Genomic DNA, 24,938 nt, shown 5'->3' on the forward strand with positions numbered 1-24,938 from the left:
CATTATCTTAATTAAGTTAATTAATAAAGATTAATGATACATTAAGGTAATATAAAATTACGAGAATATACAATTAAACTTAACATAGGAGGTATGAAAAGGTTATTTTGTAAGTATTTGATAAGGTTTTACAAATTGATTCAACTCGGGAGGTTTATTTATATGTCACAAAAGAGAGATTACAAGTCTTTGTCGGTATTAGAAAAGAGTCGCCTTAAAGAACATTCCTATTTTATGTCATTTAGTAACAAAGTGGATGCTCTAAGTTATGAGCGTAGTCATTCCAATGGATTTTTACTATTAAACGGAAATTGGAAATTTCATTATGCAGAAAGTCCAGAATTAGCTCCTCAAAATTTTTATACAAACGATTATAACGTTGACGAATGGGATGATTTATACGTTCCTTCTAACTGGCAAATGAATGGTTATGGAAAGCCACATTATACGAACGTGCAGTATCCTTTTCCAGTTGATCCACCACATATTCCTTCAGAAAATCCAACCGGGTCTTATCGAAGAGACTTTCATATTTCAAAAGAGATGTTAGACGATCAGATAATTTTACGTTTTGAAGGAGTAGATAGTGCTTTTCATGTATGGATAAATGGTGAATTTGTCGGCTATAGCACTGGGAGCAGATTGCCGTCTGAATTTGATATAGGTGCCTACGTGCATGAAGGGAAAAATACGATTTCCGTACGTGTATATCAGTGGTCCGTAGGAAGTTATATCGAGGATCAGGATATGTGGTGGTTGAGTGGTATTTTCAGAGATGTGTATTTAACTACAAAACCAAACGTACATGTACATGACTTTTTTGTGAAAACAATCTTAGATAAGAATTACGACGATGCAGAACTTGATGTGGATGCGATTATTCATTCATCATCTAAGAACACAGGTGCCTATAATATTGAATTAGAGTTGTTAGATAATGCTTATCAAGTTATAAAAACAACGGCTATTGATGTGAATGTTAATGGAAAAGAAGTGAGTAACGTTTCTTTGAAAATGAATGTTACTTCTCCTAAAAAATGGTCTGCAGAGATACCCTATCTCTATCATTTACTGATTACGTTGAAAGATGAAAATGGTAGCGTCATAGAAACAATTCCTGTGAAAGTCGGATTTAGATCAGTGGAATTAAAAGATGGTCTGATTCAGGTAAATGGAGTGCCAGTACTATTTAAAGGAGTTAATCGTCATGAACATCATCCTGATTTAGGAAGGGCTGTTCCGATAGAGTGGATGGAAAAAGACATTCAATTAATGAAGCAGAATAATATTAACGCAGTGCGAACGTCGCATTATCCAGATGATCCGAAGTTCTATGATTTATGTAATGAATATGGATTATATGTGATTGATGAAACAGATATTGAGTGTCATGGTTTTGGGTTTTCGGGGTACGAACATCCGATAAGTGACAACCCAAGTTGGCAAGAAGCTTATGTAGATCGGATGAAGCGGATGGTGGAGAGGGATAAGAATCATCCTTCTGTCATTATTTGGTCTTTAGGAAATGAATCTGGCTTTGGGCGTAACCAAGAAGCCATGTATAAATGGACGAAGGAAAAAGACCCGACCAGACTCGTTCATTATGAGGGGGAATCGCGTCACATATTGGATAAAACAAATAATAAACCAAATGAATTGCATGTAGCAGCAGACATGTTTTCCACGATGTATACTTCTGTGGAAATTATGCAAAAGTTAGGTGAGCGGAGAGACTTAGAACAACCTCATATATTATGTGAATTTGCGCATGCAATGGGGAATGGGCCCGGAGGTTTCAAAGAGTATTTCGATTTATTTTATAAGTATGATCGTTTGCAGGGAGGTTTTGTTTGGGAATGGTTAGACCATGGAATTCGTCAAACAAATGATGATGGCGAAGAATATTTTGCCTATGGTGGAGATTTTGGTGAAATACCGCACGACTCTAACTTTGTAATCGATGGAATGGTAATGCCAGATGGAACTCCTTCTCCTGCATTAATAGAGTATAAGAAAGTGATTGAACCTGTACTAGTAGAGTCGGGTAATCTGAAAGAAGGGATTGTCCATATTACGAATCGCTACAACTTCCTTAATTTAAATCATCTATCAGCTACTTGGTCACTAGTTGCAGATAATACGATTATTGATTCTGGGTCGATTGAACTTCCAGTGATTGAAGCTGGAGATATGAAAGAGGTAGAGATTCCGTATACATTACCTGCTCTCATTAAAGATAGAACGGATTATTGGCTGAACATCCAGTTCAACCAGAAGGAAGATACGAAATGGGCAAAAGCTGGTCATGAGGTTGCTTGGCAACAGTTTTTACTTCCTGTTCAGGAAAAAGACGTGCAAGAAGTAGGTAAATTAACAGGTAATGGCGTATTACGTGTGGAAGCAGATGAATCAAGTCGTGCGATTACTGTGATGGGTGACCATTTTCAAATTACTTTTAATAAAAGTACGGGAGTCTTAGATTCCTGGCAAGTGGATGGCCATGAAATGTTAGAAAAAGGCCCAAAACTAAACTTCTGGCGGGCAACGACAGATAATGATCAATTAGGTTCAGATGAATTCGGATCGACAATTGAAGAGAGAAATTGGAAAAATCATGGACTTCATATGATGCAGCATAGGCTTAATTCAATTGATTACGAAGTATCCAAAGCAAAAGATTTTGTTACTATCACCGTCAGTAGCAAAGTTTCTCCTCCAGCATTTAGTTGGGGATTTGATACCAAGATTACGTATAACGTATTTAATGATGGTACGGTGAATATTGATGTCTCAGGAATAAAGGTAGGGGAAGCTTCAGAGACTTTACCGCGTATTGGTCTACAACTGAATCTGGATAAACGATATAACCTTGTCGATTGGTACGGTCGCGGCCCTGGTGAATCTTATGTTGATAGTAAATTAGCGAATCGTTTTGGAATTTGGTCCAAAACAGTGGAAGAATTGTATACGCCTTATGTGGTGCCACAAGAAAATGGAAATCGATCTGAAGTGACTTGGGCATCGTTAACAGATAATAATGGGGTCGGCTTATTTATTGCAGGGGATGCCTTTAATTTTAGCGCGCATCATTATACAACTGAAAATATTCAAGAAGCTCGCCATACTACCGATTTAGTAGAAGAAGATTTCATTGTATTAAACCTAGACCATCAACAACAAGGGCTAGGTTCAGCTAGTTGTGGTCCAGGTGTATTGGATAAGTACCAATTGAAAAACGATGATTTTCATTTTTCATTGAGTTTAAAAGGCTATTCAAAAAACCAATTTTCTCCACTAAATTTATATAAGTGTATTGATGTAACATCGCTTTAGATAGCAAGTAGAGGTTGGGACAAAAGTATTTTATCAAAAGATAAAACCTAAACCAAGGGTCTGACAACCCGCTTCAGAAATATACTGCGCTTAATCCAAAGGCGGTTGATGAGTCTCTGGACTCTGCATTCCGTCTCATCTATGCCTTAAATCCAAGGAGTCTCTGTATATTTCTTATGTATATTCTAAGTATGCTCTATCTTTTGAAAACATCGTTATGTTCTAACCTCTACAATTATTTAATACGCTGCGGTGGTTTATGAATACGAATTTATTAGAGTTTAAATATTCTTTTTTATTTATGAAAGCGCATTAATATTGGTAGTTGTGTCATGAAAAGTATAGAAGGAGGGAGAAAATGAGAAAGATTCTATTAGTCATTGTAGTTGTCACTTCGATTTTTATAGCTGGGTGTTCAGGAAATGGATCAGATGCGCAATCCAAAACACCAGAAGCGTTAACTGTATGGGCTTGGGATCCTTATTACAATGTGAAGGCTCTTGGAATAGCTGAAGAAATTCATAAGGAAAAGGACGCTGATTTTGAGTTAAATATCATTGAAAATGCTCAGGAAGATATTGTTCAAAAGTTAAATACGAGTTTAAGTTCTGGGGCTCAAAAAGGTCTTCCGAATATCGTTTTAATAGAGGATTATCGGGCGCAGACATTTCTTGAAGCATACCCGGATGCTTTCTATGATTTGACTGGGAAGTTTGAATCGAATGATTTCCTTTCATATAAGATTCAAGCTACAAGTAAAGATGGGAAAAATTACGCTATCCCATTTGATACGGGATCGGCTGGATTATATGTACGAAGAGATTACTTAGAAGAAGCCGGATACACTGTTGAAGATCTACAGAATATCACATGGGAAGAGTACATCGAAATCGGTAAAGATGTAAAAGAGACAACTGGAAAAAATCTGATAACGAACGACCATAATGATCTCGGAATTATTCGGATGATGATTCAATCTTCAGGGGAATGGCTAACAGAAGAAGATGGAGTAACACCAAATATTGCCGGTAATGAATCGTTAAAAACATCTCTGGAGTTATATAAGACATTTGTCGATGAAGGTTTATTGAATCTCCATTCCGGGTGGAGTCAATTATTAGAAGCAGTCAACAATGATTTGGTTATATCACAAGCTAATGGGAATTGGTTTACGCCATCGATAACTGCAGAAGAATCACACTTAGGTAATTGGGCAGTGGTTCCATTTCCAAGACTTCCTGGTATAGAAGGATCTGTGAATGCAACTAATTCAGGTGGTTCATCTTTTTACGTACTGAATATACCTGGGAAAGAACAGGCTGCTGATTTTCTCATCAATACGTTTGGTTCAAGTATTAATTTATATAGTGAACTGGTTAATGAGATAGGTGCAATTGGAACATATATTCCAGCTAACGAAGCAGGGATATATGGAGAAGAAGTAGAGTTCTTTGGAGGGCAAACTATTTATGAAGATTTTTCGGAGTGGGCAGAAGAGATTCCAGGTGTAAATTATGGTATGCATACGTATGCTATTTCGGATATGCTCGCTATTTCGTTGCAACAGTATCTCAGAGGCGGAGACCTCGATGCGATATTGGAAGAAGCTCAACAACAAGCAGAAAGACAGCTTAGATAATAATCATGTTGTAGAGCTTACGTTTTTTAAGAGAGGGGTGGAAATTCATGGAGTCAACCAATACAAATACAAAGTTTAATAGAAAAAAGAGATGGAAGTTACCACCGAAGACGCGTAAGAAAAAAGGTTGGTTATTTATAATATTAGCAGTAATTATGATTTGCCTCTTTTATTTTTATCCTATGATTCAAGCTTTCCTCCTATCATTTCAGTCAGGTCCTGGGGTGAATTTAGAATATGTAGGTTTTGATAACTATATTCGATTAGTTACAGATCCAAATTTTCTCACAGCTTTATTTAATACCGTTATCTTTTTTATTATTCAAGTACCTCTAATGATTATATTTGCGTTAATTATTTCAGTCATGTTAAATAATAAAAATTTGAAATTTAAAGGACTATTTCGAACAGCTATCTTCTTACCAGCAATTACATCACTCGTTGCTTATTCGATAATCTTTAAATATTTATTTAGTAATAATGGCACAGTAAATACCATGTTGATGGATTTCGGTATTATTTCTGAACCTATTTTATGGCTACAAGATCCTTTTTGGGCAAAAGTAGTCATTATCTTGGCGATTACGTGGAGATGGGTAGGTTATAACATGATATTTTATCTTTCCGCACTTCAAAATGTGGATGAATCCATTTATGAAGCAGCAAGAATAGATGGTGCATCCGCCTTTCAACAATTTTTTAGAATTACAGTTCCCATGCTAAAGCCGATTATATTATTCACTTCTATTGTTTCCACGATTGGTACGCTTCAGTTATTCGATGAGCCTATGAATATAACAGAAGGTGGACCAGGAAATGCTACGACGACCATTTCTCAATATATTTATAATTTATCGTTTGAATACACTCCTGATTTTGGTTATGCAGCTGCAGTATCATTTACGATTGTTGCGATGGTAGTATTCTTCTCGATTATTCAGTTCAGAATTGCAGGTGATAAGAATGACTAAATTCAAACAAGGGTTTATGTATGCATTTTTAACCGTTGCTTCAATCATTTCGATATTTCCGTTTTACTACATGATTGTTAGTGCGACTAACAAGTCTATTGATGTGACAAGGGGAAGTTTAATTCCTGGTGCACATTTTATAGAGAATATTAAAAATATGTTGGATTCCGTTGCCATTGGTCAAGCCATGTGGAACTCAGCGATAATCGCGATTGGGACCACTGTGTTTGCACTTCTCATTGCATCGTTGGCTGGATATGGTTTTGAAATCTTTCGTAGTAAGAAAAAGGATATTGTATTTAGTATATTGCTACTGTCGATGATGATTCCTTTTGCAGCGATCATGATTCCACTATTTCGTTTTTTTGGAGGTATTTCTCAAGTAGCACCTCTTATAGGTATTGATACATTGGCTGCAGCGGCATTACCAACTATTACAACTGCGTTTTTAATTTTCTTCTTCCGACAAAACACAAAGATGTTCTCGCGTGCGCTTTTAGAAGCAGGCAGGATTGATGGATTATCAGAATTGGGACTTTTCTTTCGGGTCTATCTTCCATCGATGAAGACAACATATGCAGCAGCAGCAATTATTACATTCATGAATAGTTGGAATAATTACCTGTGGCCATTGGTAGTTTTACAATCTCCAGAAAATCAGACCGTTCCGTTATTAATTTCAAATTTAGGTTCCAGCTATACACCTGATTATGGGGTAATTATGTTAGTAATTGTTATTACTACAATCCCAACAGCACTAATTTTCTTCTTGTTGCAAAGATACTTTGTTGCTGGTATGCTTGGATCGGTCAAATAGAATAGACTATTGTCTTACTCTTACGTTTACAATATGATTAAATATGTTCTTAATTGGATTTAATGATTTAAAACACTTTCATTTATGGTAAAAGTTATATATCATAGATATGTGAGCAAATTTCATGGTAGATAATTATAAATTCGCTGATAAACGTATAACGAAGAAATTAGCTTTAGAAATTTCTCCTTATATTATTACGTGAATGGACGAATCGAATCAAAGATAAAAATTGGTTAACAACATTTAATAAGATAAATTGATTGTAAAATCCATTTTGATATTTATAGCATTATCAAAATATTCTTTTTCGGGATGTTTTTGATAATGCTTTTTTAATAATAGAAGTCTTCCTACTAATATCACATATGTGTTTAACAATAGGTTTAACCTCTATAATATAAATTTCCTATATATTGTCAAAACGAACACAATTGAATTCTAAAAATTTAATGGTTATATTTTCTCAACTGGGACAAACTGAGCGTACCATAAATCAATCATAAGTATAGACAGAATATTTCAGCTTTCAACAAGTGCAGATGTGTTTATTGTTAAGAAAATAGGGAAATGGAAGCAAGGAAGGAAAAGAAGCGTGAATAAAGGTGGAGGTTGAAGGTATTATAAAATAACTACTTGGCGATTACTCTTTGATAACAAACACTGAAGACATACAATTAAGTGGTTAATCAAACAGAAGTATTTTACATGTTTTCTGTTTATGTTATACTACAAGAGTTTTGACAAAGAAAGATAAGGAGGTCATATTATCAAATCAATTACACCTGTTTTTTGGGTTTCTATGGCATTAGTATCTGTATTTATTATATGGGGAGCTTTTTTTCCTGCAAATGTTGAGTATGTTTTAGGCATAGTTGATACCTATATTTCGAATACGTTTGGCTGGTTTTACTTATTAGTTACTACAGGATTTGTTTTGGTTGCCCTATTTCTTATTTTTGGGCCATATGGAAAAATTAAACTTGGTAAACCTGACGAAAAACCAGATTATAGCTATTTTACATGGTTTGCGTTTTTATTCACCGCCGGTATGGGTGTTGGACTGGTATTCTACGGAGTGACAGAACCAGTAACACATTATTATTCACCTCCTTCTGCGGAACCTGAAACAATTGCAGCTGCAGAAGAATCAATGCAGTACACCTTATTCCATTGGGGACTTCATCCATGGGCTACATATGCTGTGCTAGCATTGGCATTGGCTTACTTTAAATTCCGCCACCGCGCACCTGCTTTAATTAGTTCCACTTTTGCACCACTGTTTGGTGACCGTGTTAAAGGTCCACTAGGAATTGCCATTGACACACTAGCTGTTTTTGCTACTGTATTTGGTATTGCAACGTCTCTCGGACTAGGTGCGACACAAATTACAGCTGGTTTGAGCTTTAGTTTTGATGGAATTGAAAATAATCTGGCTACAAATTTAATTGTTATTTTAATTGTGACTGTATTATTCATTCTTTCTGCAACTACAGGTATCAATAAAGGTATACGATACCTGAGCTGGGCGAATGTGGTTCTTGCTATCGCATTAATGGCATTTGTGTTTGTCCTCGGCTCTTCTGTACAAATGATTGAATCCTTTACAACAACTATTGGTAATTATGTTCAAAATCTACCATCAATGACTTTAAATATGAATGCATTTACCGGTGACAGAGAGTTTCTAAATGCATGGACACTATTTTACTGGGCATGGTGGATTGGCTGGTCACCATTTGTTGGAACCTTTATCGCAAGGGTTTCAAGAGGTAGAACAATTCGTGAATTTGTTATTGGAGTAACGGCTGTACCAGTATTATTTAGCGCCTTATGGTTCTCTGTTTTTGGTATCGCAGGGTTAGAAATGGATGCGGCTCAAGGAGGCGTGATTCATCAGTTAATGAATGAACTAGGAAACGAAGTAGCATTATTTGCATTTCTGGAGCAACAACCTATGGCAGCGGTAGTTATCGGTGTCGCAGTACTCTTGATTGCTTCGTTCTTCATTACGTCTGCCGATTCCGGTACATTTGTGTTAAGTATGCTGACAACAGGAGGAGAATTAAACCCAGGTATGGGAATTAAGGCTATTTGGGGTGTTATCCTTGCTGCAATTGCCGCTGTTCTATTGTGGTCTGGAGGACTCAATGCACTTCAAATGGCTATGCTGATTTCTGCATTCCCATTTGGAATTTTAATGATTCTCATGTGTATTTCGCTTATCAAAGCATTGAGGAGCGAACATGGCATTATAACGATAGAAAAAAGACAGCGTCAACTCGATCCTAAATTTAGAGAAAAACAACAAAAAGAACTCAAAAAAATGCGTGAAGGATTTATGGAAACACTTCCTGACGCTGAAGAAGATAGAGATTTTTAATACAAAAAGCTGTCCAGGTAGGAGCATTCTCCGATTTTGGACAGCTTTTCTTGATCTTGTCAATCAATTTTTTAATTTGTTAAGAGAATTTCTATATATGGGATATATAGGCTATCCTTTAACAGAACCAGCTGCAAGTCCTTTGACAAAGTGTTTTTGCAGGAGGAGGAAGAGAATAGCCATCGGTAGTGTAGCAATAATCGCCGCGGCTGCAACTAAATTTATATTATTGGCATTTTCCCCAAAGAATCTAGATAATGCAACCGTCATTGTCTGAACAGTTTCATCTTGAAGAAAGAATATAGCAAATTGATAGTCGTTCCAAATATACACACAAGCGATAATCAGAATTGAAGCTGTTACTGGTTTAAGTAAAGGAAAAACTATCTGAAAAAAGATTCGAAATGTTCCAGCTCCATCAATCCTAGCTGCTTCTTCTAGAGATTTCGGAATCGTAGAGCGAATAAATCCTGCATATAAAAAGATGGTTAGGGGTAAATACGAAGCTACGTTATTAAAGATGGCTACTTCATGTGTATTCATTAAGCCGATATTCACTACCAGTTGATATAAAGGAACTAATGCAGCAAGTGGCGGGACAACCATAATGGCAATAAAGAACATAAACATAAATCGATTAAGTTTTGTTTGTCTTCTTGCCAGTGGGTAAGCGGCAAGTGATCCAATAACAATTAATAAAATTGCTGCAAAGAACGTTATAATACCAGTGTTTAATAAGGCATTGCCTAAATTCGCTACTTGCCAAGCTTCTGTAAAATTAGACCAGCTAAATTCTGTCGAAAAAACCCATTTTGAACTGAAATCGCTCTTTGTTTTTAGTGCTGTCGTAATTAATATATAGAAAGGAAGAAAATGAAGCACTGCAAAAATTAAAGCAAAAGTGGATAATGTAATTTTTCGTTTACTTGAAATATAATCCATTATGCTTCAACCTCCTTACGTTTAAAGTAGATAAGTGCTAACAAGCTAAGTATTAAAATAATCACCATCATAAGTACACCTTGTGTTGCTGCATATCCTGCATCTTCTTTTGTAAAATATAAATCATACATAAATGTAGACATCGATTGTGAGGAGTTACCGGGTCCTCCACCAGTTAGAGAAATAATGACATCAAATAGTTTTAGACCACCAATGATATTGATTACGATATTAATCGTAATTGATGGCATCAATAGTGGAAGTGTAATATTTTTGAATTTCTGGAAAGCGGAAGCCCCATCGATATTTGCTGCTTCGTAAAAATCTCTGGAAATGCTTTGTAAACCTGCTAAGTAGATAATCATTGCTACTCCTACGAATTGAAATGTGTTTACGAAAACAATAATCCAAATATTGATATCTACATTTCCTAAAATATTTACTCTATCTAATCCTAATGCCAAGAGAACATCATTTAATGCTCCGCCTTGATAGGAGAAAAAGAAGTACCAAATATATCCCATAATTAATGGGCTAATAATGACAGGTAAGTAGATGATTGTTCTCGTAATACTTTTGAATTTAATGCTTTGATTTAGTAATAAGGCATACCCTAGTCCAATGATATTTTGAAATAAGGTACTACCTATCCCGTAAATCAAAGTGTTACGTACAATTGTCCATGTATCAGGATCGGTAAGCAACCGTGTATATTGTCTAAGACCAACATAGTCAAATGTTTGAGAGAAGCCATTCCAGTTTCTGAATGAAATACGAATACCATTTAAAAACGGATACACGATAAAAAAACAAACAAACAGGAGGGCTGGTAAGTACATCCACCAAAGGGATGAGTTTCGCGCGATTCGTGAGGGTTTCTTTACGCTTACTGCCATTTTCATTCAACTCCTATAGAAATTTAATGCGTTGATCATCTTAAGGGTTTAATCGAATCCTGCTTGTTCAAATAATCGTAAATATTCACTTTTCATTTTTTGGGTTACGCCTTTTGGGGAAAGTGCACCAGATAATAGCTCTTGGCCACTCATTCCCATTGGTTTCCACATACCGTTTGGTAAGTAAATACGATCGAAGTATGGTTCAACTACTATATCTTTATATTTATCAAAATAAGGCTGATAATAGATGTCTGCTTTCGCGTTCGTAAGTCCAGCAGATAGAGAAGTTCCTTCTGCAACAGCTTTTACATTTTCTGGTCTAGAAAGAAAATCAAGAAATGCTTTTGCTTCTTCGGTATGTGGTGTATCTTTCCAAATAGCAAGTGTATGTCGTTCTCCACCGATCCAGCTCGGACTGTCTCCTTGATGAATAGCTGGTACGGGCATAACACCCAGTTCGATATCAGGGTTCAATTCTTTAATAACATTTATCGGTACGGTACGCATTACAAAAGCAATTTTCCCTTGAGCAATCAGTTGATTTTGTTCATACGTTCTAGCCGTTAATACATCGATATTAAGTAAATCTTTCTCATGCATTTCCAACAGTTTTTCCGATAAAAATGTATAAGGTTCCCAATCAAAAGTACCGTTCAATAGCTCATCTCTATAATCATGATCTGGATGAGTAATGAGTAGAGGAGTAGCAAATTGATCATAGTACTGGCCGAAAGATGTCGTAGTGGAACCATCGAACCAGAATGGTGCAATTTCACCATCACTTTTTTCTTTGATAGTTTCTAAAGATTGCATAAATTCTTCAAACGTTTCCGGTACCTCAATGTTATAGTCTTCTAGAATTTGTTTATTATAGGTTAATCCGTCCATAGCCTGATTAAGTGGATAAGCATAAACTTTTCCTTTTTCATCAATAAAAATTTGTTCCAATGTTGGATCAAGATGCTCCACCCAATCCATATCTCTTAAGTCCATCGTATATTCCCCATATCGGTTCTTCGCCCAGCCATGTGTGTCAAATAAATCTGGAAGGTCATTGGCAGCCATTCGAATCCGCAGTTGGCTTTCATAGTCTTGACCGGGAAGGTTCAAATTGATCCGAATATGGGGATTTTCTTTCTCAAAATCGTTTACTACTTTCTTAACTGCATTCTGCTCTGCTTCATTGGATACTGTAGAATAGACAGTTAACGTTACTTGATTACCTGAACCCTCATTATCCTTTGAGCTGACTTCTGTTTCTTCATCCGTACAGCCTGCAAGGATCATCACTGCTAACATTACTAATAAAAATGATCTGAAACATAATCGCATAAGGATACTCCTTTTCATTTGAAGTTGATTGTGAACATAATAAACCGCTTTCAATAATCTGCTTGTAATTAGCTGCACTATAAAACGAGTGTTTTTTAGACAAATAATTAAATGTTAGACTAAAGAGTCGATTGATAATGTTAGTTAGCGTAAGAAATGTATGGAGACTCCTGTGGGAGTTAGGCACAGGTGAGAACCTGGATTCCGTAGCAGCCGGAGGCTCACCAGCCGCCGTTGGATAAGCACAGTATATTTCTGAAGCGGCTATCGTAAACCTATTCTTTTGGTTCTCCCACCTCTATATTTTTTTATAGGTATTCAGGTAACCAATCTCCGTGTGCTTCTATTAAATCATCACATAGGGAAATAATATCATCGATGGATAATTCTGCAGATGTGTGTGGATCGAGCAGGGCTGCTTGATAAATTGTCTCCTTTTTCCTTGTTAAGGCAGCTTCTACTGTTAATAGTTGTGTATTAATATTTGTTCTGTTTAAAGCAGCTAATTGTTCCGGTAAATCACCAACATAGGTTGGAGAAATACCACTTGCATCAACGAGACAAGGGACTTCAACAACTGCATTTTCAGGCAAATTATTTATTAATCTTCCTTTATTTAATACATTACCGCCAATTTTAAACGGAATATTTGTTTCCATTGCTTCAATAATATAGGAGCCGTATTCATGCGACCGTTGATGGTTTAATTCCGTATTATTTACAATGTCTTCACGCATTTGTTTCCAGCCCTCAATTTGATTAACGCAACGGCGTGGATACTCATCTAATGAAATATTAAAACGCTCAATTAATTCAGGATAGCGGCTCTTCATAAAGTAGGGATGATATTCCGCATTATGTTCAGAAGATTCTGTAATATAATAGCCGAATTTATCCATCAGTTCAAAACGGACCATATCATCGTGCTTTTCTTTTTGTTTTTGTTTTGCTCGTTTTTTTATTTCAGGATAAAGGTCTTCTCCATTACGGGTAATTTCTAAAAGCCAAGCCATATGGTTGATACCAGCAATTTTCCACTGAACATTGTCTGTCGGCATATCTAATGATGTAAGTAAATCATTTGCACAAACTTGAACGCTATGACAAAGTCCAATCGTTTTGATTCCTTCTTTTAACATGACATTTGTTAGGGAAGCCATAGGGTTCGTATAATTAAGGAACCATGCATCTGGACACACTTCTTTTATGTCTTTAGCAAATTCCTGCATCACTGGAATCGTTCGCAAATTCCGGAAGATACCACCAATACCAACCGTATCAGCGATGGTTTGGCGTAGATCGTATTTTTTCGGGATTTCAAAATCGGTAATCGTACAAGGATCATAGCCACCTACTTGGATAGCATTGATAACATATTTTGCCCCGCGAAGTGCCTCTTTACGATCTTGATATGATTTAATTTTGACGGTAGAATTCATATTAGATTTCATGTTCTTTAACATCATCTCAGAATCTTGCAGTCGCTCCTGATTAATATCGAACAAAGCAAACTCGAAATCTTGTAAAGCTTCTACTGTCATACAATCACCTAAGACATTTTTAGCAAATACGGTACTACCTGCACCTAGAAATGTTATTTTTGACATTACTTATACCTCCTAAAAAAATTTTCTCCTCACTTAACCCGTTTGGAAACCTTTATCGCGTTGAAGTAGAAGTATTATCGCCTGTATAATGTGGGAGAAAATTGCTATTTATTGAATACATCATAATACTGATTAGATACGCTTTCAATCGTAAATTTTTTTGTCATGAGTAAAATATTGCTTCTTTTGTTTAGTCGATAAATAAATGGTTGACGGGCATAACGCATGTGTTTTTTCGATATTCACTGGGAGTCTCACCAACCATGTGCTTAAATACCTTACTAAAATAATTGCTTGAAGAGTATCCGACTTCTTTTGATATTTCTTCAATTGTTTTTTCTTCTATTAACAGTAGTTGGAGAGCTTGTTTCACCCTCATATTATTGAGATAGTGAATCGGTGTATCATTCATTGATTTTACAAATCGACGGGTGAAATGATATTTTGACAATCCAGATTCACGAACAATATCATCCAGCGTAATGTCTTTTTGAAAATTTTCTTTCATATATTCGACTGCTTTTAAAATAGGGGGAGGGGCAACTGTTGCATTTCTTTGTTCATATTCTACATATTCTAGGCACTCCATGATAAATGAATATGCACATGAGGAGGCTTCATAGCCATGATTAATTCCTGTTGTTTCAATTTTTTCTATTGTTTTTAGAATATGTCTAATTGGACCAGCATGAATCGGTAATTGAAAGATGTGTCCATGTTTTCTGGTAATCTCAGTAAATAAACTATGCGCTTCGTTACCGTATATCGTAAAAAATATAAATTCCCATTCTGCGGAGTTATCAGGCAAGTAATAACAATGATCGCTTGGAATATCTATAAAGAACGCTGTCCCTTTTTCTAATTGATGTGTTGTTTCACCAATACGTATAGCTCCTCTTCCATTTAACGTGTACTGAAAGACAATTACGTTCTTTTCGCCCCTATTCAGGCCTTCCCAATAATAACTCGGATCACTCCGTAACTCATATCCAATCGCTTGTAAGCCTGCTACATTTCTTTGATAATCTCCTTTAAATCGAAATCCATATGAATTGTGATTGGAGTACTTTTGCAAATGAATACCTCCTTATAAAAACGTTATTATTTCTTGTTATGATTTATGTAAAAACTGAGAATTGAAAAGAAGAATGCTTCAATAGCAGTATCATTTTAATTACCAGGGATGTCAACCTGTAAAAAATCGAAATTGTAGATCAATGCGATTAGTAATCAGTTCTTTTTCTTTGGAAAATCCTTACAAATACTTATCATACAATTCACTTTCCCTTAATAGTCATTGATTATAATGAAAACCAAATAAAGAAAAAGGGAGAGATTCAATGTCTAGTAAACTCATTTTTATGGTATTAGTAGCAATTATTTTTATGTCGGTGTTCACTTCACCCGCCTTTGCATCCAATGCAGAAACAAAAGCAAATCCGCATCACAAAGAAGTGGTTAACGTAGCTCATCGAGGCGCATCCGGTCATGCTCCAGAAAACACCATCGCAGCATTTGATAAGGCATTACAAATGAAGTCGGATTTTATCGAAATCGATGTACAAATGACAGCAGACGGTGAATTGATTGCAATCCATGATACAACAGTGAACAGGACGACAGATGGAAGTGGGAATGTTAGTGATTATACTCTAGAAGAGATTCAACAATTAGATGCTGGAAGCTGGTTTGGTGAAGAGTTCGCGGGGGAGCCTATTCCGACATTTGAAGAAATTCTTGATAAATACCGTGGGAAAATTGGTATTTTAATAGAATTAAAGTCTCCTGAACTGTATCCAGGAATGGAAGAAAAAGTTGCTGAAGCTTTAAGAGATCGTAATATGCATAAACCAAGAAACGGTAAAATTATCATTCAGTCATTTAACCATGAATCCGTACGATTATCAAAGGAGCTATTACCTCGAATTCCACACGGTGTGTTGGCAGGCCTAACATGGGCAGATGTAACGGATGAAGAACTAGAAGAATTTGCTACATATGCCGACTACTTTAATCCAAATATGAATATTGTTACAGAAGACTTAGTTGATCGTGTTCATGATAAAGACATGAAAATGTGGGCTTATACAGTAAGAACACAAGAACAGGCAGATCGCTTACTTGACCTAAGAGTAGATGGAATTATTACCGATTTTCCTGAATATGTACATAAGCACCCGGGGAAGTGGTAGAGGAGTAGTGAAGTTATAATGATTCAGGGGGCTAGTATCTTACTAGCTCCTTTTAAATTTAGTGGATGGTCTAATACCCAAACACAGCTTGAGAAATCGCGAAAATGGTGGATAGAACGGTCCTATAAACGAAAAAAGCTTAAAAAATCCAAAGAAGTAGTGATAGAGCGGTTCTATAAACCAAAATAGCATGAGAAATCGAAGAAAGTAGTGAATAGAGCGGTTCTATAAACCAAAATAGCATGAGAAATCGAAGAAAGTAGTGAATAAAGCAGTTCTATAAACCAAAATAGCGTGAGAAATCGAAGAAAGTAGTGAATAGAGCGGTTCTATAAACCAAAATAGCGTAACAAATATAAAAAAGTTGTAAATAGAACGAAACCCCAAACTGGTAGAATTAATTAAACAGTTTGGGTTTCAAATGTGTAAACTTATACACTTGTTCTTCGATCCACGGCCTCAATCAACAACTCAACAATGTGCACAGCACGCATTTTATCAGACAATCCTTCTCGTTCGATACCTAATTTCATTTGCAAGAGGCATCCCGGATTGGTAGTCACGATAGTTGTTGCTGCGGTATCTTTTACTTGTTCCATTTTGTAATCCAAATGTTTCATAGAAAGTTCGGAATGAACGATGTTATATATTCCGGCTGAACCGCAACATCTTGCTGCATCGTTCATTTCTTCATAATGAAGACCATCAATCGATTGTAATAGAAGTCTTGGCTCATCGAATGTCTTTTGTACATTTCGTAGATGGCACGAGTCTTGGTAAGTAACGACCTGTTCTGGCATTTGCAGAGGCGTCAGATGAAAATCAAGGTCGATAAGAATTGCGGTAATATCTTTAATTTTTGAAGCAAAGTTTGCTGCTCTCTCTGACCATTCGGGATCATCGTGTAGCAGATGACCATAATCATGGAGGAAAGCCCCGCATCCACCAGCATTTGTAATAATATAATCAGCACCGACTTCTTCAAATGCAGCAATGTTTTTCTTAGCTAGTTCTTTCGCTTTTTCTTTTTCTCCAGAGTGTCCGTGTAATGCACCACAACAATTTTGTGTGTCTGGAACGGCAATGTCACATCCGAATTTTTGTAATAGTTCAATCGTTGCTTTATTCACTTCTCGAAACATTGTATCCATTAAGCAGCCTTTGAAAAATGCTACGGTCGCTTTTAGCTGACTTTTATGTACATAGTAGGAAACTTGAGACCGCATTTCTTTTCGTGATGGAGTAGATGGCAGTACCTTTTCCATAGTAGCCAGAGTATCTGGAAATAGCTTCATAAATCCAATATTTCTAGCTATCTTTTGCAGGCCAGAACGCTGATAAAAGGTGAGAAGAGAGGTCATGTTTTCCATTCTGTTTTGATGGGGAAATAATCCTTCAAAGACAGTTTTTCTAATTACTTTTTCTGGGAGAGAATGTTGCTTATTTTGATTGAAAATATCTCTTGCTTCCTCTAAAAGCTGACCATAATTAACTCCCGCAGGGCAAGCTGGTTCACACGCTCTGCAGCCAAGACATTCATTCAATGTCTGTTCAATATCTTCATCTGGTTCGATTTCTCCATCAACAATGCCTTTCATTAATGCGATTCGTCCTCTAGGGGATTGTGTTTCGTCATACCCTGATTGGATATATGTCGGGCAAACAGGCAGACAAAACCCACAGCGCATGCAATTTTCCAGTTCATCTCTGTTCATACGATTCTGAAAGTCTACTTGAATCCGCTCTTTTACTAAAGTATCCACGTTCTATTCTCCTTTCTCCTCTTCTTCAAAAAACATTTTTCCAGGGTTCATGATATTATTTGGATCAAAGCTATGCTTGACGCTCTTTAATGCTCGAAGTCCTTCTTCGCCTAATTTAAGTTTTAGAAATGGTGCTTTCATTGCACCAACACCATGTTCTCCAGTTATTGTTCCACCGAGCTCAACCGCTTTTTCAAATATCTCAGCAAAAGCTTGCTCAACACGATGATATTCTTCTTTATTTCTCACATCTGTTGGAACGGTTGGGTGAAGATTTCCATCTCCGGCATGACCAAATGTACATATTTTTACATTATATTTTTCTGCGATTCTATTAATCTCTTTTACCATTGGTGCTACTTGTGATCTTGGAACGGTGGCATCTTCTAAAAAGGTAGTTGGTCGTAAACGAGCGATCGTAGACAGTGCTGATCTACGTGCGGTCGTCAGTGCAGTTGCTTCTTGCTCATTTTTAGCAACGCTTACAGTTACCGCTTTTAACTCCTTACATATTTCTGCAATTTTTTCTATATCCTTATTTACTACTGATTCTGGACCATCTTGTTCAATTAATAAAATCGCTTTTGCATCGGTAGGCAGGCCAATTTGATTGTATTCTTCAACGACTTCAACGGTTGGCTGATCTAGAAATTCGAGAGTAGCAGGGATGATTCGGTTTTCGATAATTGCGGATACCGTTCTTGCTGCGTCATCGATATCTGCATAAGTTGCGAGCATTGTTTTCTTATATTCTGGCATCGGTACCAATTTCAGAATAGCTTCTGTGATAATTCCAAGAGTACCTTCTGATCCAACAAATAAGCGAGTTAAATCATATCCGGCTACATCTTTGGCAAGCTTTCCACCCGTTTCAATAATGTCGCCATTGGGAAGAACAATTTTCAATCCAAGAACATAATCTCTCGTTACGCCGTATTTAAGCCCACGCAAACCACCAGAATTTTCATTGATATTTCCACCAATTGTAGAGATGTTCATTGAACTAGGATCTGGGGGATAAAGTAATCCCTTTGCTTCTACTTTATCTATTAATTTTTTCGTAACTACTCCTGGCTGTACAGTAATAGTCAGGTTCTGCTCATCAATCTCTAGGATGTTATTCATATGTTTAAAAAGTAATACAACCCCACCTTTGAGGGGCGTAGTTCCAGCACTTAAATTCGTTCCTGATCCTCGAGGAGTCAGTGGGATTTTATGGTCATTACAAATTTTAACGATTTCAGCTATTTCTTCTGTGTTATTTGGTGCCACAACGACATCTGGTGTTTTTCGAAAACCAGGAGTGGCATCATAGCTGTAAGAATGAAGCGACATGTTGGATGTTTCTACATTTTTTTCTCCAACAATTTCTTTAAACTGTTCAATAATTGACTTATCTAACATAATTAGTAATCTCCTGTAGGCCTTTAATTATTTTTACAATTTATACAGTATAAATAAAAACACATAGAAAATTCTATGTGTTTTTATACGAAAATGATGATGTATTATTTGAATTAATTGTATGTTCATCTAAAAATGTAATTGCTAGATATAGATTCGTTAAATCTTTAAAGCGTTTAGGATCGAGTCCGGTAAACTGGTGAATTTTAGACAATCGATAATGCAGTGTATTGATGTGAATGAATAATGCTTCTGCTGTTTTTTGCAAGGATGATTCATTCTCTATGAATACATGCAATGTATGTAGTAATTGTTTATGATCGATTAACGTACCGATTGTTCTATGAATATATTCCTTTTTTGTATCATCAGAAATATCTTGCAAACAAAGTTCCAACTGTAAATCTGTATGAAAAGATATCCGGGTATTGACAGGGAAATAATTAATCGCAATGAGTGCCTCTTCGTAGGAACGATATAGGTCACCAACAATTGCCGTATCTCCTACCCCGATATGTAATTCAATGGGAAAGTTATTTTCACAAGCTTTTTGCAATGTTTTCAAAAAGTCAGGCTTTATTTTTTTTGATGAAAGTGTATGCATCCAGAACAAGCGATTGTTCCCCCAACGAACAAGTATATCTTTCTCTGGTATAAGATTATTTAGGTACTGCCACACCTGGTTTTGGAGAGTGGAATTAATTTTGTTTATTACTAAAATAATTACCTGTTTCGTACCATCTAGTGTCATACCTAGTGTTTCTGCTCTATCCAATAAAGGACGGTCTACTTTTTTACTTCGAAGTAAATCAAATATAACATTTTCTACAGATCTATGTTCAAACTCAATTTGTTCATAGTAATTATTCTCATGAATCAACAGCTCTGTCATCTTCCGAACAATTTCCCCAAACGGCTTTATCTTTTCGATTTCTCCAGTGATACCGATAACACCAATAACGGATTTATTAAAAAAGAGGGGGAGGTTAATGCCAGTTTTAACTCCTTTTAAATTGATCGTTAATGAATCGGTAATCATAAGTGGTTCCTTATTTTTGATAACCAATACGGATCCTTCGTGATAATCTCCTACACGTTCTTGATTCGTACTAGCAATGATAATTCCTTTTGTATCACATATAATAATTTGTTCATCTATCATATCTTTGATGACGTTAATAATTTTGTCTGCTATGTGGTAGATGTTCATTGAATTGGCTCCTTTACAACATAAAATTATATTAAAGCAGCATTAATTATAGTTAATTATAACGTAATTATGTCAGATGCAATATCAATGAGACAAACTTTGATTATCATATTTATATACACACAAAGTAGAAAATATTAAAGAAACTAAAATGAAAAACAGCAGTAGCCACCTAAGGCTATTGCTGTTTATTTAGTTTAATTCATCTATTAAAAATTAAATTCTCTATTTCTCTAGGATATTCTGTGATAATTTTTGTTCCTTTGTTTGTTAGGACTACCGTATCAGAGTGTCGGAATCCTCCAACACCAGGAATATATATTCCTGGTTCAATTGTAAAGATCATTCCTTCTTGTAAGACGAGATCATTATCAAAACGAAGGGAAGGCTCTTCATGAAGTCCAATTCCAATACCATGACCAGTTCGATGAATACAATATTTTTCTAAACCATATTGTTGAAAGATGTCTCTAGCCACTTCATCTACTTCTTTAGCAGTAACGCCAACGGCTATTTTTTCCATTGCCACTAATTGTGCTTCATATGCTGCTTTAAATGCGTCTAATTGTTTCTCAGTTGGTTTTCCTACAAAAAAAGTTCTTTCACATTCCGCTCGATATCCATTTAAGGCTACTTGTCTACTATGAACCACAATGTCATTATCTAAGAGTTTTCTAGTATTTGAAAAAACATGGGGCATAATGCTTCTCTCTAATCCAGATGGTGACATAGCAAAATAATCAAGAGTAGCGTTTGGATAATTATCCATTTCTTCAAATAAGAGTTGTGTTCCGTGACGATCAAGCTCCATTTCCGTTATACCTGGTTGAGCATTTTCCAATGATTTACTTAAGGCTAAACTTACTAATTTTCCGGCCTCTTTTACCATTTCAATTTCTTCATCGCTTTTAATAAAGCGCATTTCCGCGATTTTATGATCTAAATTAACCAATTCAAAACCAGCTTCTTTTAGTATATTTGCCATTTTCAAAGATAAGGATGAAAATTCAACTCCCACTCTCGTTCCACTCGGATAATGAGAAATAACTGTTTCTAAATAATCTAAGTAAGAGTTTTTGTCACTTCCATATAAGCTTGTTTCATGGTAAATATAGAGTTCAGTTGCGTCTGTTTTTTCTTTTGCGTGATTTTCTTCCAATGAGGGGATAATCAAACTGAGATTTTTTGTATCAATCGCAAGTACAATTGGACGTGAGTAAGTAATTGCCTTTAATCCACTTAAATAGTATTGATTCTCAAAGTTCATAATGATAGATACATCAATGTTATTTTCTCCCATAATTGCCCTTAATTTTTCAACTCTATTTTTCGTTTGCAATTAAACCATCCTTTCTATAGTCGACTAATTCTTGTTTTTTTGAGGTGAATAAAGTTACAACAATTAATACTAATACTGCTATAGGAATAGAAATCAGGGAACTATTGATACCAAATGGTATATCTAAGAACTCCCAAATTAATGTAGATGTAACACCAGCTAACATCGAAGAAATACCAGCTTGTTTTGTTACACGTCTCCATAAAAATACTCCTAGTAAAGCAGGTGTAATTCCCGCACCGTAGACTGTATAAGCATACATTTGAACGGTTAGGACAGTTGGGAAATAAGTAGTTAATAGATATGCAATTAATCCTAGTAGTGGTATTAATAGTCTAGTAAAAACTAACTTTTGCTTATCAGTAGCTTTTGGATTAATGTAGTTACCGTAAATATCATAAGTTATATTTGTTGCTGAAGATAATAAATAAGAATTTCCTGTAGTAACAATAAAGGAGGTAACTGCGGCAATTAATAAACCACCAATTGCAGTTGGTAAGACCAATGAAGTTGATATCAATGCCATTCCCGGATCTAGTTCAGGAAAGTAGTATCTAGCGGAGAATGCTAGAAGTGCTACCAAAGGGGTAGAGATTAACATTCCTATAATCCAACCAGAAATACCAAGCTTGGTCGTTTTATCACTACTGGATGCAGATATCCTTTGGTACATATTTTGATCTCCTAAGAGTAGGAATAAAACAGGTATATAAAAACCCATAACTTGTAGTAGATTTAGATTTCCGAATAGGTCTAGACTTTCTGTATCCACGTTATTAATTAGTTCATCGAACCCACCAATATCCCCCAAAATAACAGGAACTCCAATAATTAAGCCTACAAAAATTATTGATGCACTTAAAGTATCGGTTGGAGCTACAGACATTAATCCACCTATTGTTGCCAAGAAGATAATTAATACAGCCCCTATAATTGTTCCTGTTTCTACAGAGATACCGGTTGATACGTGTAAAATAAATCCGAGCCCTTGATATTGATAAGAAACTATACCAACAAAGGCAAGCACAATAATGATTAAGGAAAGAATTCTAGCAAAAGGACCATATTTAATCTCAAGTATTTCTGACACAGTATATTTTCCATAGTTGCGAATCTTTGCTGATATTAATAGCAGAATAGTAATCCCAATTAAACTAGGGATAACATAACCAATTGCTGGCCATAAACCATTTGAATACGCGATAGAGTTAGGTCCACCTGTAACAGTCCCGCTTCCAACCCAGGTTGCTAGCAATGTCCCCATTAATACGACTGGTCCAAGAGATTTACCAGCAAGTATGAAATCCTCACTTGAGGAAACTTTTTTAGAATAAAGAGCTCCGATTACTACGATAATTAATCCATATCCTATTACAAACCAAAGAAAACTATTGTTGTATTCTAACCCCAAGATTCCTATGCCTCCTTCACTGTATTTCAAGGTATACCTACCTACGACATTACTTACCTCCTTTCAATAAATTAATAGATAGAAATGTTAGTTTAAATATTAATATTTGTTAGGTATGTTGTCAATTTTCATTCTAATTGTAATTTTTAGGTACATTTAACTATCTTTATGTAGAAATTAATTGATTGTTCTAGTCTTATTGTGAAATTTCGAGTTTGAAGGGAAGTTAATGGAGAATGATTGAGAAGAAGCGACCTCTTTAAAAGCTGTAAAAGAAGTTGCTAACAAGTTAGGTATTGAAAGAGATAAATTTTTAAATAGAATAATACATTTCAGCATGGAAAGTATACTCCGGCAACTACCCAGGAGGATGGGGTTTAATCTAAAGCCCAAAAAAGCATGAGAAAAGCAAAAAAGTAGTGAATAGTGCCGTTCTACATATCTAATAGTGACCTTAGTTACTTTTTTAAAAGGGTTTAGCCCCATATAGACCTTAAGTCGTAGTAAAAGATATTTCTCAAGCTCATTATCGGGGAACGGTATAGTCGGTAAGATAAAGATATGATAACGAAAGGAGGAAAACGGCAATGAAAAAATTTATGTTATTTCTCGGTGGAATGGTTGCATTATTCATCTTGCTTGTCAATCTCGGTCCGATGGTATTACTGGCAATCAGTGTAGGGTTACTTTATGTATGCTTCAAGAAATTCATCCAAACGGATTCCACAGCTGCAAAAGTTGGGTGGGTGATCCTTGGTTTAATTGTTCTAAGCATCACCTTTTCAAACATTTATGCGGTTATTGGAATAGCAGCTGCCTATGCGCTTTATCTTATATATAAAAATTGGAATTCAACAGACAGTGATATCGTTCATGAAGTAAAAGAAGATGATGACCCATTTACCAATTTTGAACGACAGTGGGCAGAATTAAATAAATAAAATAACATTAAAAGGAGAGATTTTTTATGGCAACGAATATTTTTACACGAATAAAGGACTCAGTTTCCGCGGATCTTCACACCATGATGGATAAAAAGGAACAAAAGAATCCAATTGCAGCATTAAACCATTATCTACGTCAAAGTGAACAAGAAAAGGAAAAAGTAAGAAAGCTTATTGACCGTCAGTATAAATTAAAGGAAGAATTCACACGCGAATACATGAAAGCACAAGATCTTGCAGATAAAAGATTAAAACAGGCGGGAGTTGCCGATCGTGCGCAAGAAGAAGAAATGCATGAATTTGCTTTAAAAGAATATGAAGAATACCAAGGTCGCGCAGATCGCATGAAAGCATCGAGAGAAGAAGCGATGAAGCAACTAGAAGATTTAGAGCAAAAATACGAAGAAATGAAGCATCGCTTAAAAGATATGCATTTGCGCAGAATGGAACTAATGGGGCGTGAGAATATCGCAAAAGCGAATCATCAGATTAACCGTGTGGTTACAGATTCAGCAGAAAAACCTTACTCCAAGTTTGAAGAAATGGAACAATATATTGAAAATCTAGAGTATAGAGTAAATAGCTCTTACTATCAAAGTACGTTCGATAATAAGATTGCAGCGCTTGAGAAGAAATTAGAAGAGAAAGAAAATGAAGTAAAATAGATTCGGTAGATAGGAAATCTTCATGATATACTAATACAGGCGTATTTACTTTGCGCCTGTATTTATTACATATTAAAATTAGATTAG

General features: G+C 35.8%; 18 protein-coding genes. 8 read left to right on the forward strand and 10 right to left on the reverse strand.

Translation table 11 applies throughout. The features are described from left to right. Positions 1–162 precede the first annotated feature (162 nt). The 5 genes from lacZ (at position 163) to AQ616_RS07390 (ending at position 9,143) form a co-directional block, all read left to right on the forward strand. Positions 163–3,333: a beta-galactosidase, LacZ type gene (gene lacZ, locus AQ616_RS07370; RefSeq protein WP_069685412.1), complete on the forward strand. Its 3,171-nt coding sequence runs from the start codon at positions 163–165 to the stop codon at positions 3,331–3,333. Positions 3,334–3,691: 358 nt separating this feature from the next. Further along, the gene (locus tag AQ616_RS07375) at positions 3,692–4,972 is read left to right on the forward strand and encodes an ABC transporter substrate-binding protein (protein WP_069685413.1); all 1,281 of its coding nucleotides are present in this window, start codon (positions 3,692–3,694) and stop codon (positions 4,970–4,972) included. Positions 4,973–5,019: 47 nt separating this feature from the next. Beyond that, a complete protein-coding gene (locus AQ616_RS07380; protein WP_017798054.1) occupies positions 5,020–5,943 on the forward strand; it encodes a carbohydrate ABC transporter permease in 924 nt (307 codons plus the stop codon). Further along, on the forward strand, positions 5,936–6,760 hold the full coding sequence (locus AQ616_RS07385) for a carbohydrate ABC transporter permease (RefSeq protein WP_017798053.1): 825 nt from the start codon (positions 5,936–5,938) through the stop codon (positions 6,758–6,760). The genes AQ616_RS07380 and AQ616_RS07385 overlap by 8 nt, the downstream gene beginning before the upstream one ends. 769 nt (positions 6,761–7,529) lie before the next feature. Then, the gene (locus AQ616_RS07390; protein WP_168156639.1) at positions 7,530–9,143 is read left to right on the forward strand and encodes a BCCT family transporter; all 1,614 of its coding nucleotides are present in this window, start codon (positions 7,530–7,532) and stop codon (positions 9,141–9,143) included. A gap of 111 nt (positions 9,144–9,254) precedes the next feature. Here the strand turns inward: AQ616_RS07390 and AQ616_RS07395 are convergent, their stop codons facing one another. From AQ616_RS07395 to AQ616_RS07415, 5 genes are all read right to left on the reverse strand, one after another. Beyond that, positions 9,255–10,085, reverse strand: coding sequence for a carbohydrate ABC transporter permease (locus AQ616_RS07395; protein ID WP_069685415.1), 831 nt, complete (start codon positions 10,083–10,085; stop codon positions 9,255–9,257). Continuing rightward, positions 10,085–10,981 (reverse strand): carbohydrate ABC transporter permease, encoded by an 897-nt coding sequence (locus AQ616_RS07400; protein WP_069685416.1) that lies wholly within the window; start codon positions 10,979–10,981, stop codon positions 10,085–10,087. The genes AQ616_RS07395 and AQ616_RS07400 overlap by 1 nt, the downstream gene beginning before the upstream one ends. Positions 10,982–11,029: 48 nt before the next feature. Continuing rightward, entirely contained in the window at positions 11,030–12,316 is a 1,287-nt protein-coding gene (locus AQ616_RS07405; protein ID WP_069685417.1) for an ABC transporter substrate-binding protein, read from the reverse strand. A gap of 308 nt (positions 12,317–12,624) precedes the next feature. After that, positions 12,625–13,923, reverse strand: coding sequence for an alpha-glucosidase/alpha-galactosidase (gene melA / locus AQ616_RS07410; RefSeq protein WP_069685418.1), 1,299 nt, complete (start codon positions 13,921–13,923; stop codon positions 12,625–12,627). Positions 13,924–14,113: 190 nt separating this feature from the next. Next, a complete protein-coding gene (locus AQ616_RS07415; protein ID WP_069685419.1) occupies positions 14,114–14,998 on the reverse strand; it encodes an AraC family transcriptional regulator in 885 nt (294 codons plus the stop codon). A gap of 265 nt (positions 14,999–15,263) precedes the next feature. Here AQ616_RS07415 and AQ616_RS07420 point away from each other — a divergent pair, with 265 nt between their 5' ends. Continuing rightward, the gene (locus tag AQ616_RS07420; protein ID WP_069685420.1) at positions 15,264–16,115 is read left to right on the forward strand and encodes a glycerophosphodiester phosphodiesterase; all 852 of its coding nucleotides are present in this window, start codon (positions 15,264–15,266) and stop codon (positions 16,113–16,115) included. Positions 16,116–16,546: 431 nt separating this feature from the next. On the opposite strand, the gene AQ616_RS07425 is transcribed toward AQ616_RS07420, so the two are convergent. The 5 genes from AQ616_RS07425 to AQ616_RS07445 all read right to left on the reverse strand — a co-directional run bounded on the left by AQ616_RS07425 (position 16,547) and on the right by AQ616_RS07445 (position 23,242). After that, the gene (locus AQ616_RS07425; protein ID WP_069685421.1) at positions 16,547–17,878 is read right to left on the reverse strand and encodes a (Fe-S)-binding protein; all 1,332 of its coding nucleotides are present in this window, start codon (positions 17,876–17,878) and stop codon (positions 16,547–16,549) included. A 3-nt stretch (positions 17,879–17,881) separates the two neighbouring features. Beyond that, positions 17,882–19,282: a glycolate oxidase subunit GlcD gene (gene glcD / locus AQ616_RS07430; protein ID WP_069685422.1), complete on the reverse strand. Its 1,401-nt coding sequence runs from the start codon at positions 19,280–19,282 to the stop codon at positions 17,882–17,884. A 73-nt stretch (positions 19,283–19,355) separates the two neighbouring features. Further along, a complete protein-coding gene (locus AQ616_RS07435) occupies positions 19,356–20,492 on the reverse strand; it encodes a CdaR family transcriptional regulator (protein ID WP_069685423.1) in 1,137 nt (378 codons plus the stop codon). A gap of 202 nt (positions 20,493–20,694) precedes the next feature. Further along, on the reverse strand, positions 20,695–21,831 hold the full coding sequence (locus AQ616_RS07440) for a M24 family metallopeptidase (RefSeq protein ID WP_069685424.1): 1,137 nt from the start codon (positions 21,829–21,831) through the stop codon (positions 20,695–20,697). Then, positions 21,815–23,242 (reverse strand): sodium:solute symporter family protein, encoded by a 1,428-nt coding sequence (locus AQ616_RS07445; RefSeq protein ID WP_069685425.1) that lies wholly within the window; start codon positions 23,240–23,242, stop codon positions 21,815–21,817. Before AQ616_RS07445 ends, AQ616_RS07440 begins: the two co-directional genes overlap by 17 nt. 587 nt (positions 23,243–23,829) lie before the next feature. Here AQ616_RS07445 and AQ616_RS07450 point away from each other — a divergent pair. Both AQ616_RS07450 and AQ616_RS07455 read left to right on the forward strand, forming a co-directional pair. Further along, on the forward strand, positions 23,830–24,183 hold the full coding sequence (locus tag AQ616_RS07450) for a lmo0954 family membrane protein (protein ID WP_017798023.1): 354 nt from the start codon (positions 23,830–23,832) through the stop codon (positions 24,181–24,183). A 26-nt stretch (positions 24,184–24,209) separates the two neighbouring features. Next, complete coding sequence (locus tag AQ616_RS07455; RefSeq protein WP_017798022.1) at positions 24,210–24,851, forward strand: PspA/IM30 family protein; 642 nt, start codon at positions 24,210–24,212, stop codon at positions 24,849–24,851. Positions 24,852–24,938: the final 87 nt, after the last annotated feature.

The organism is Oceanobacillus sp. E9 (assembly GCF_001741975.1).
GTDB lineage: Bacteria > Bacillota > Bacilli > Bacillales > Amphibacillaceae > Oceanobacillus > Oceanobacillus kimchii.

Bases quoted from the DNA above. Each gene is read 5' to 3' on its own strand.
- lacZ (WP_069685412.1), top strand. From the start codon at position 163: ATGTCACAAAAGAGAGATTACAAGTCTTTGTCGGTATTAGAAAAGAGT.
- AQ616_RS07375 (WP_069685413.1), top strand. From the start codon at position 3,692: ATGAGAAAGATTCTATTAGTCATTGTAGTTGTCACTTCGATTTTTATA.
- AQ616_RS07380 (WP_017798054.1), top strand. From the start codon at position 5,020: ATGGAGTCAACCAATACAAATACAAAGTTTAATAGAAAAAAGAGATGG.
- AQ616_RS07385 (WP_017798053.1), top strand. From the start codon at position 5,936: ATGACTAAATTCAAACAAGGGTTTATGTATGCATTTTTAACCGTTGCT.
- AQ616_RS07395 (WP_069685415.1), bottom strand. From the start codon at position 10,085: ATGGATTATATTTCAAGTAAACGAAAAATTACATTATCCACTTTTGCT.
- AQ616_RS07400 (WP_069685416.1), bottom strand. From the start codon at position 10,981: ATGGCAGTAAGCGTAAAGAAACCCTCACGAATCGCGCGAAACTCATCC.
- AQ616_RS07405 (WP_069685417.1), bottom strand. From the start codon at position 12,316: ATGCGATTATGTTTCAGATCATTTTTATTAGTAATGTTAGCAGTGATG.
- melA (WP_069685418.1), bottom strand. From the start codon at position 13,923: ATGTCAAAAATAACATTTCTAGGTGCAGGTAGTACCGTATTTGCTAAA.
- AQ616_RS07420 (WP_069685420.1), top strand. From the start codon at position 15,264: ATGTCTAGTAAACTCATTTTTATGGTATTAGTAGCAATTATTTTTATG.
- glcD (WP_069685422.1), bottom strand. From the start codon at position 19,282: ATGTTAGATAAGTCAATTATTGAACAGTTTAAAGAAATTGTTGGAGAA.
- AQ616_RS07435 (WP_069685423.1), bottom strand. From the start codon at position 20,492: ATGAACATCTACCACATAGCAGACAAAATTATTAACGTCATCAAAGAT.
- AQ616_RS07450 (WP_017798023.1), top strand. From the start codon at position 23,830: ATGAAAAAATTTATGTTATTTCTCGGTGGAATGGTTGCATTATTCATC.
- AQ616_RS07455 (WP_017798022.1), top strand. From the start codon at position 24,210: ATGGCAACGAATATTTTTACACGAATAAAGGACTCAGTTTCCGCGGAT.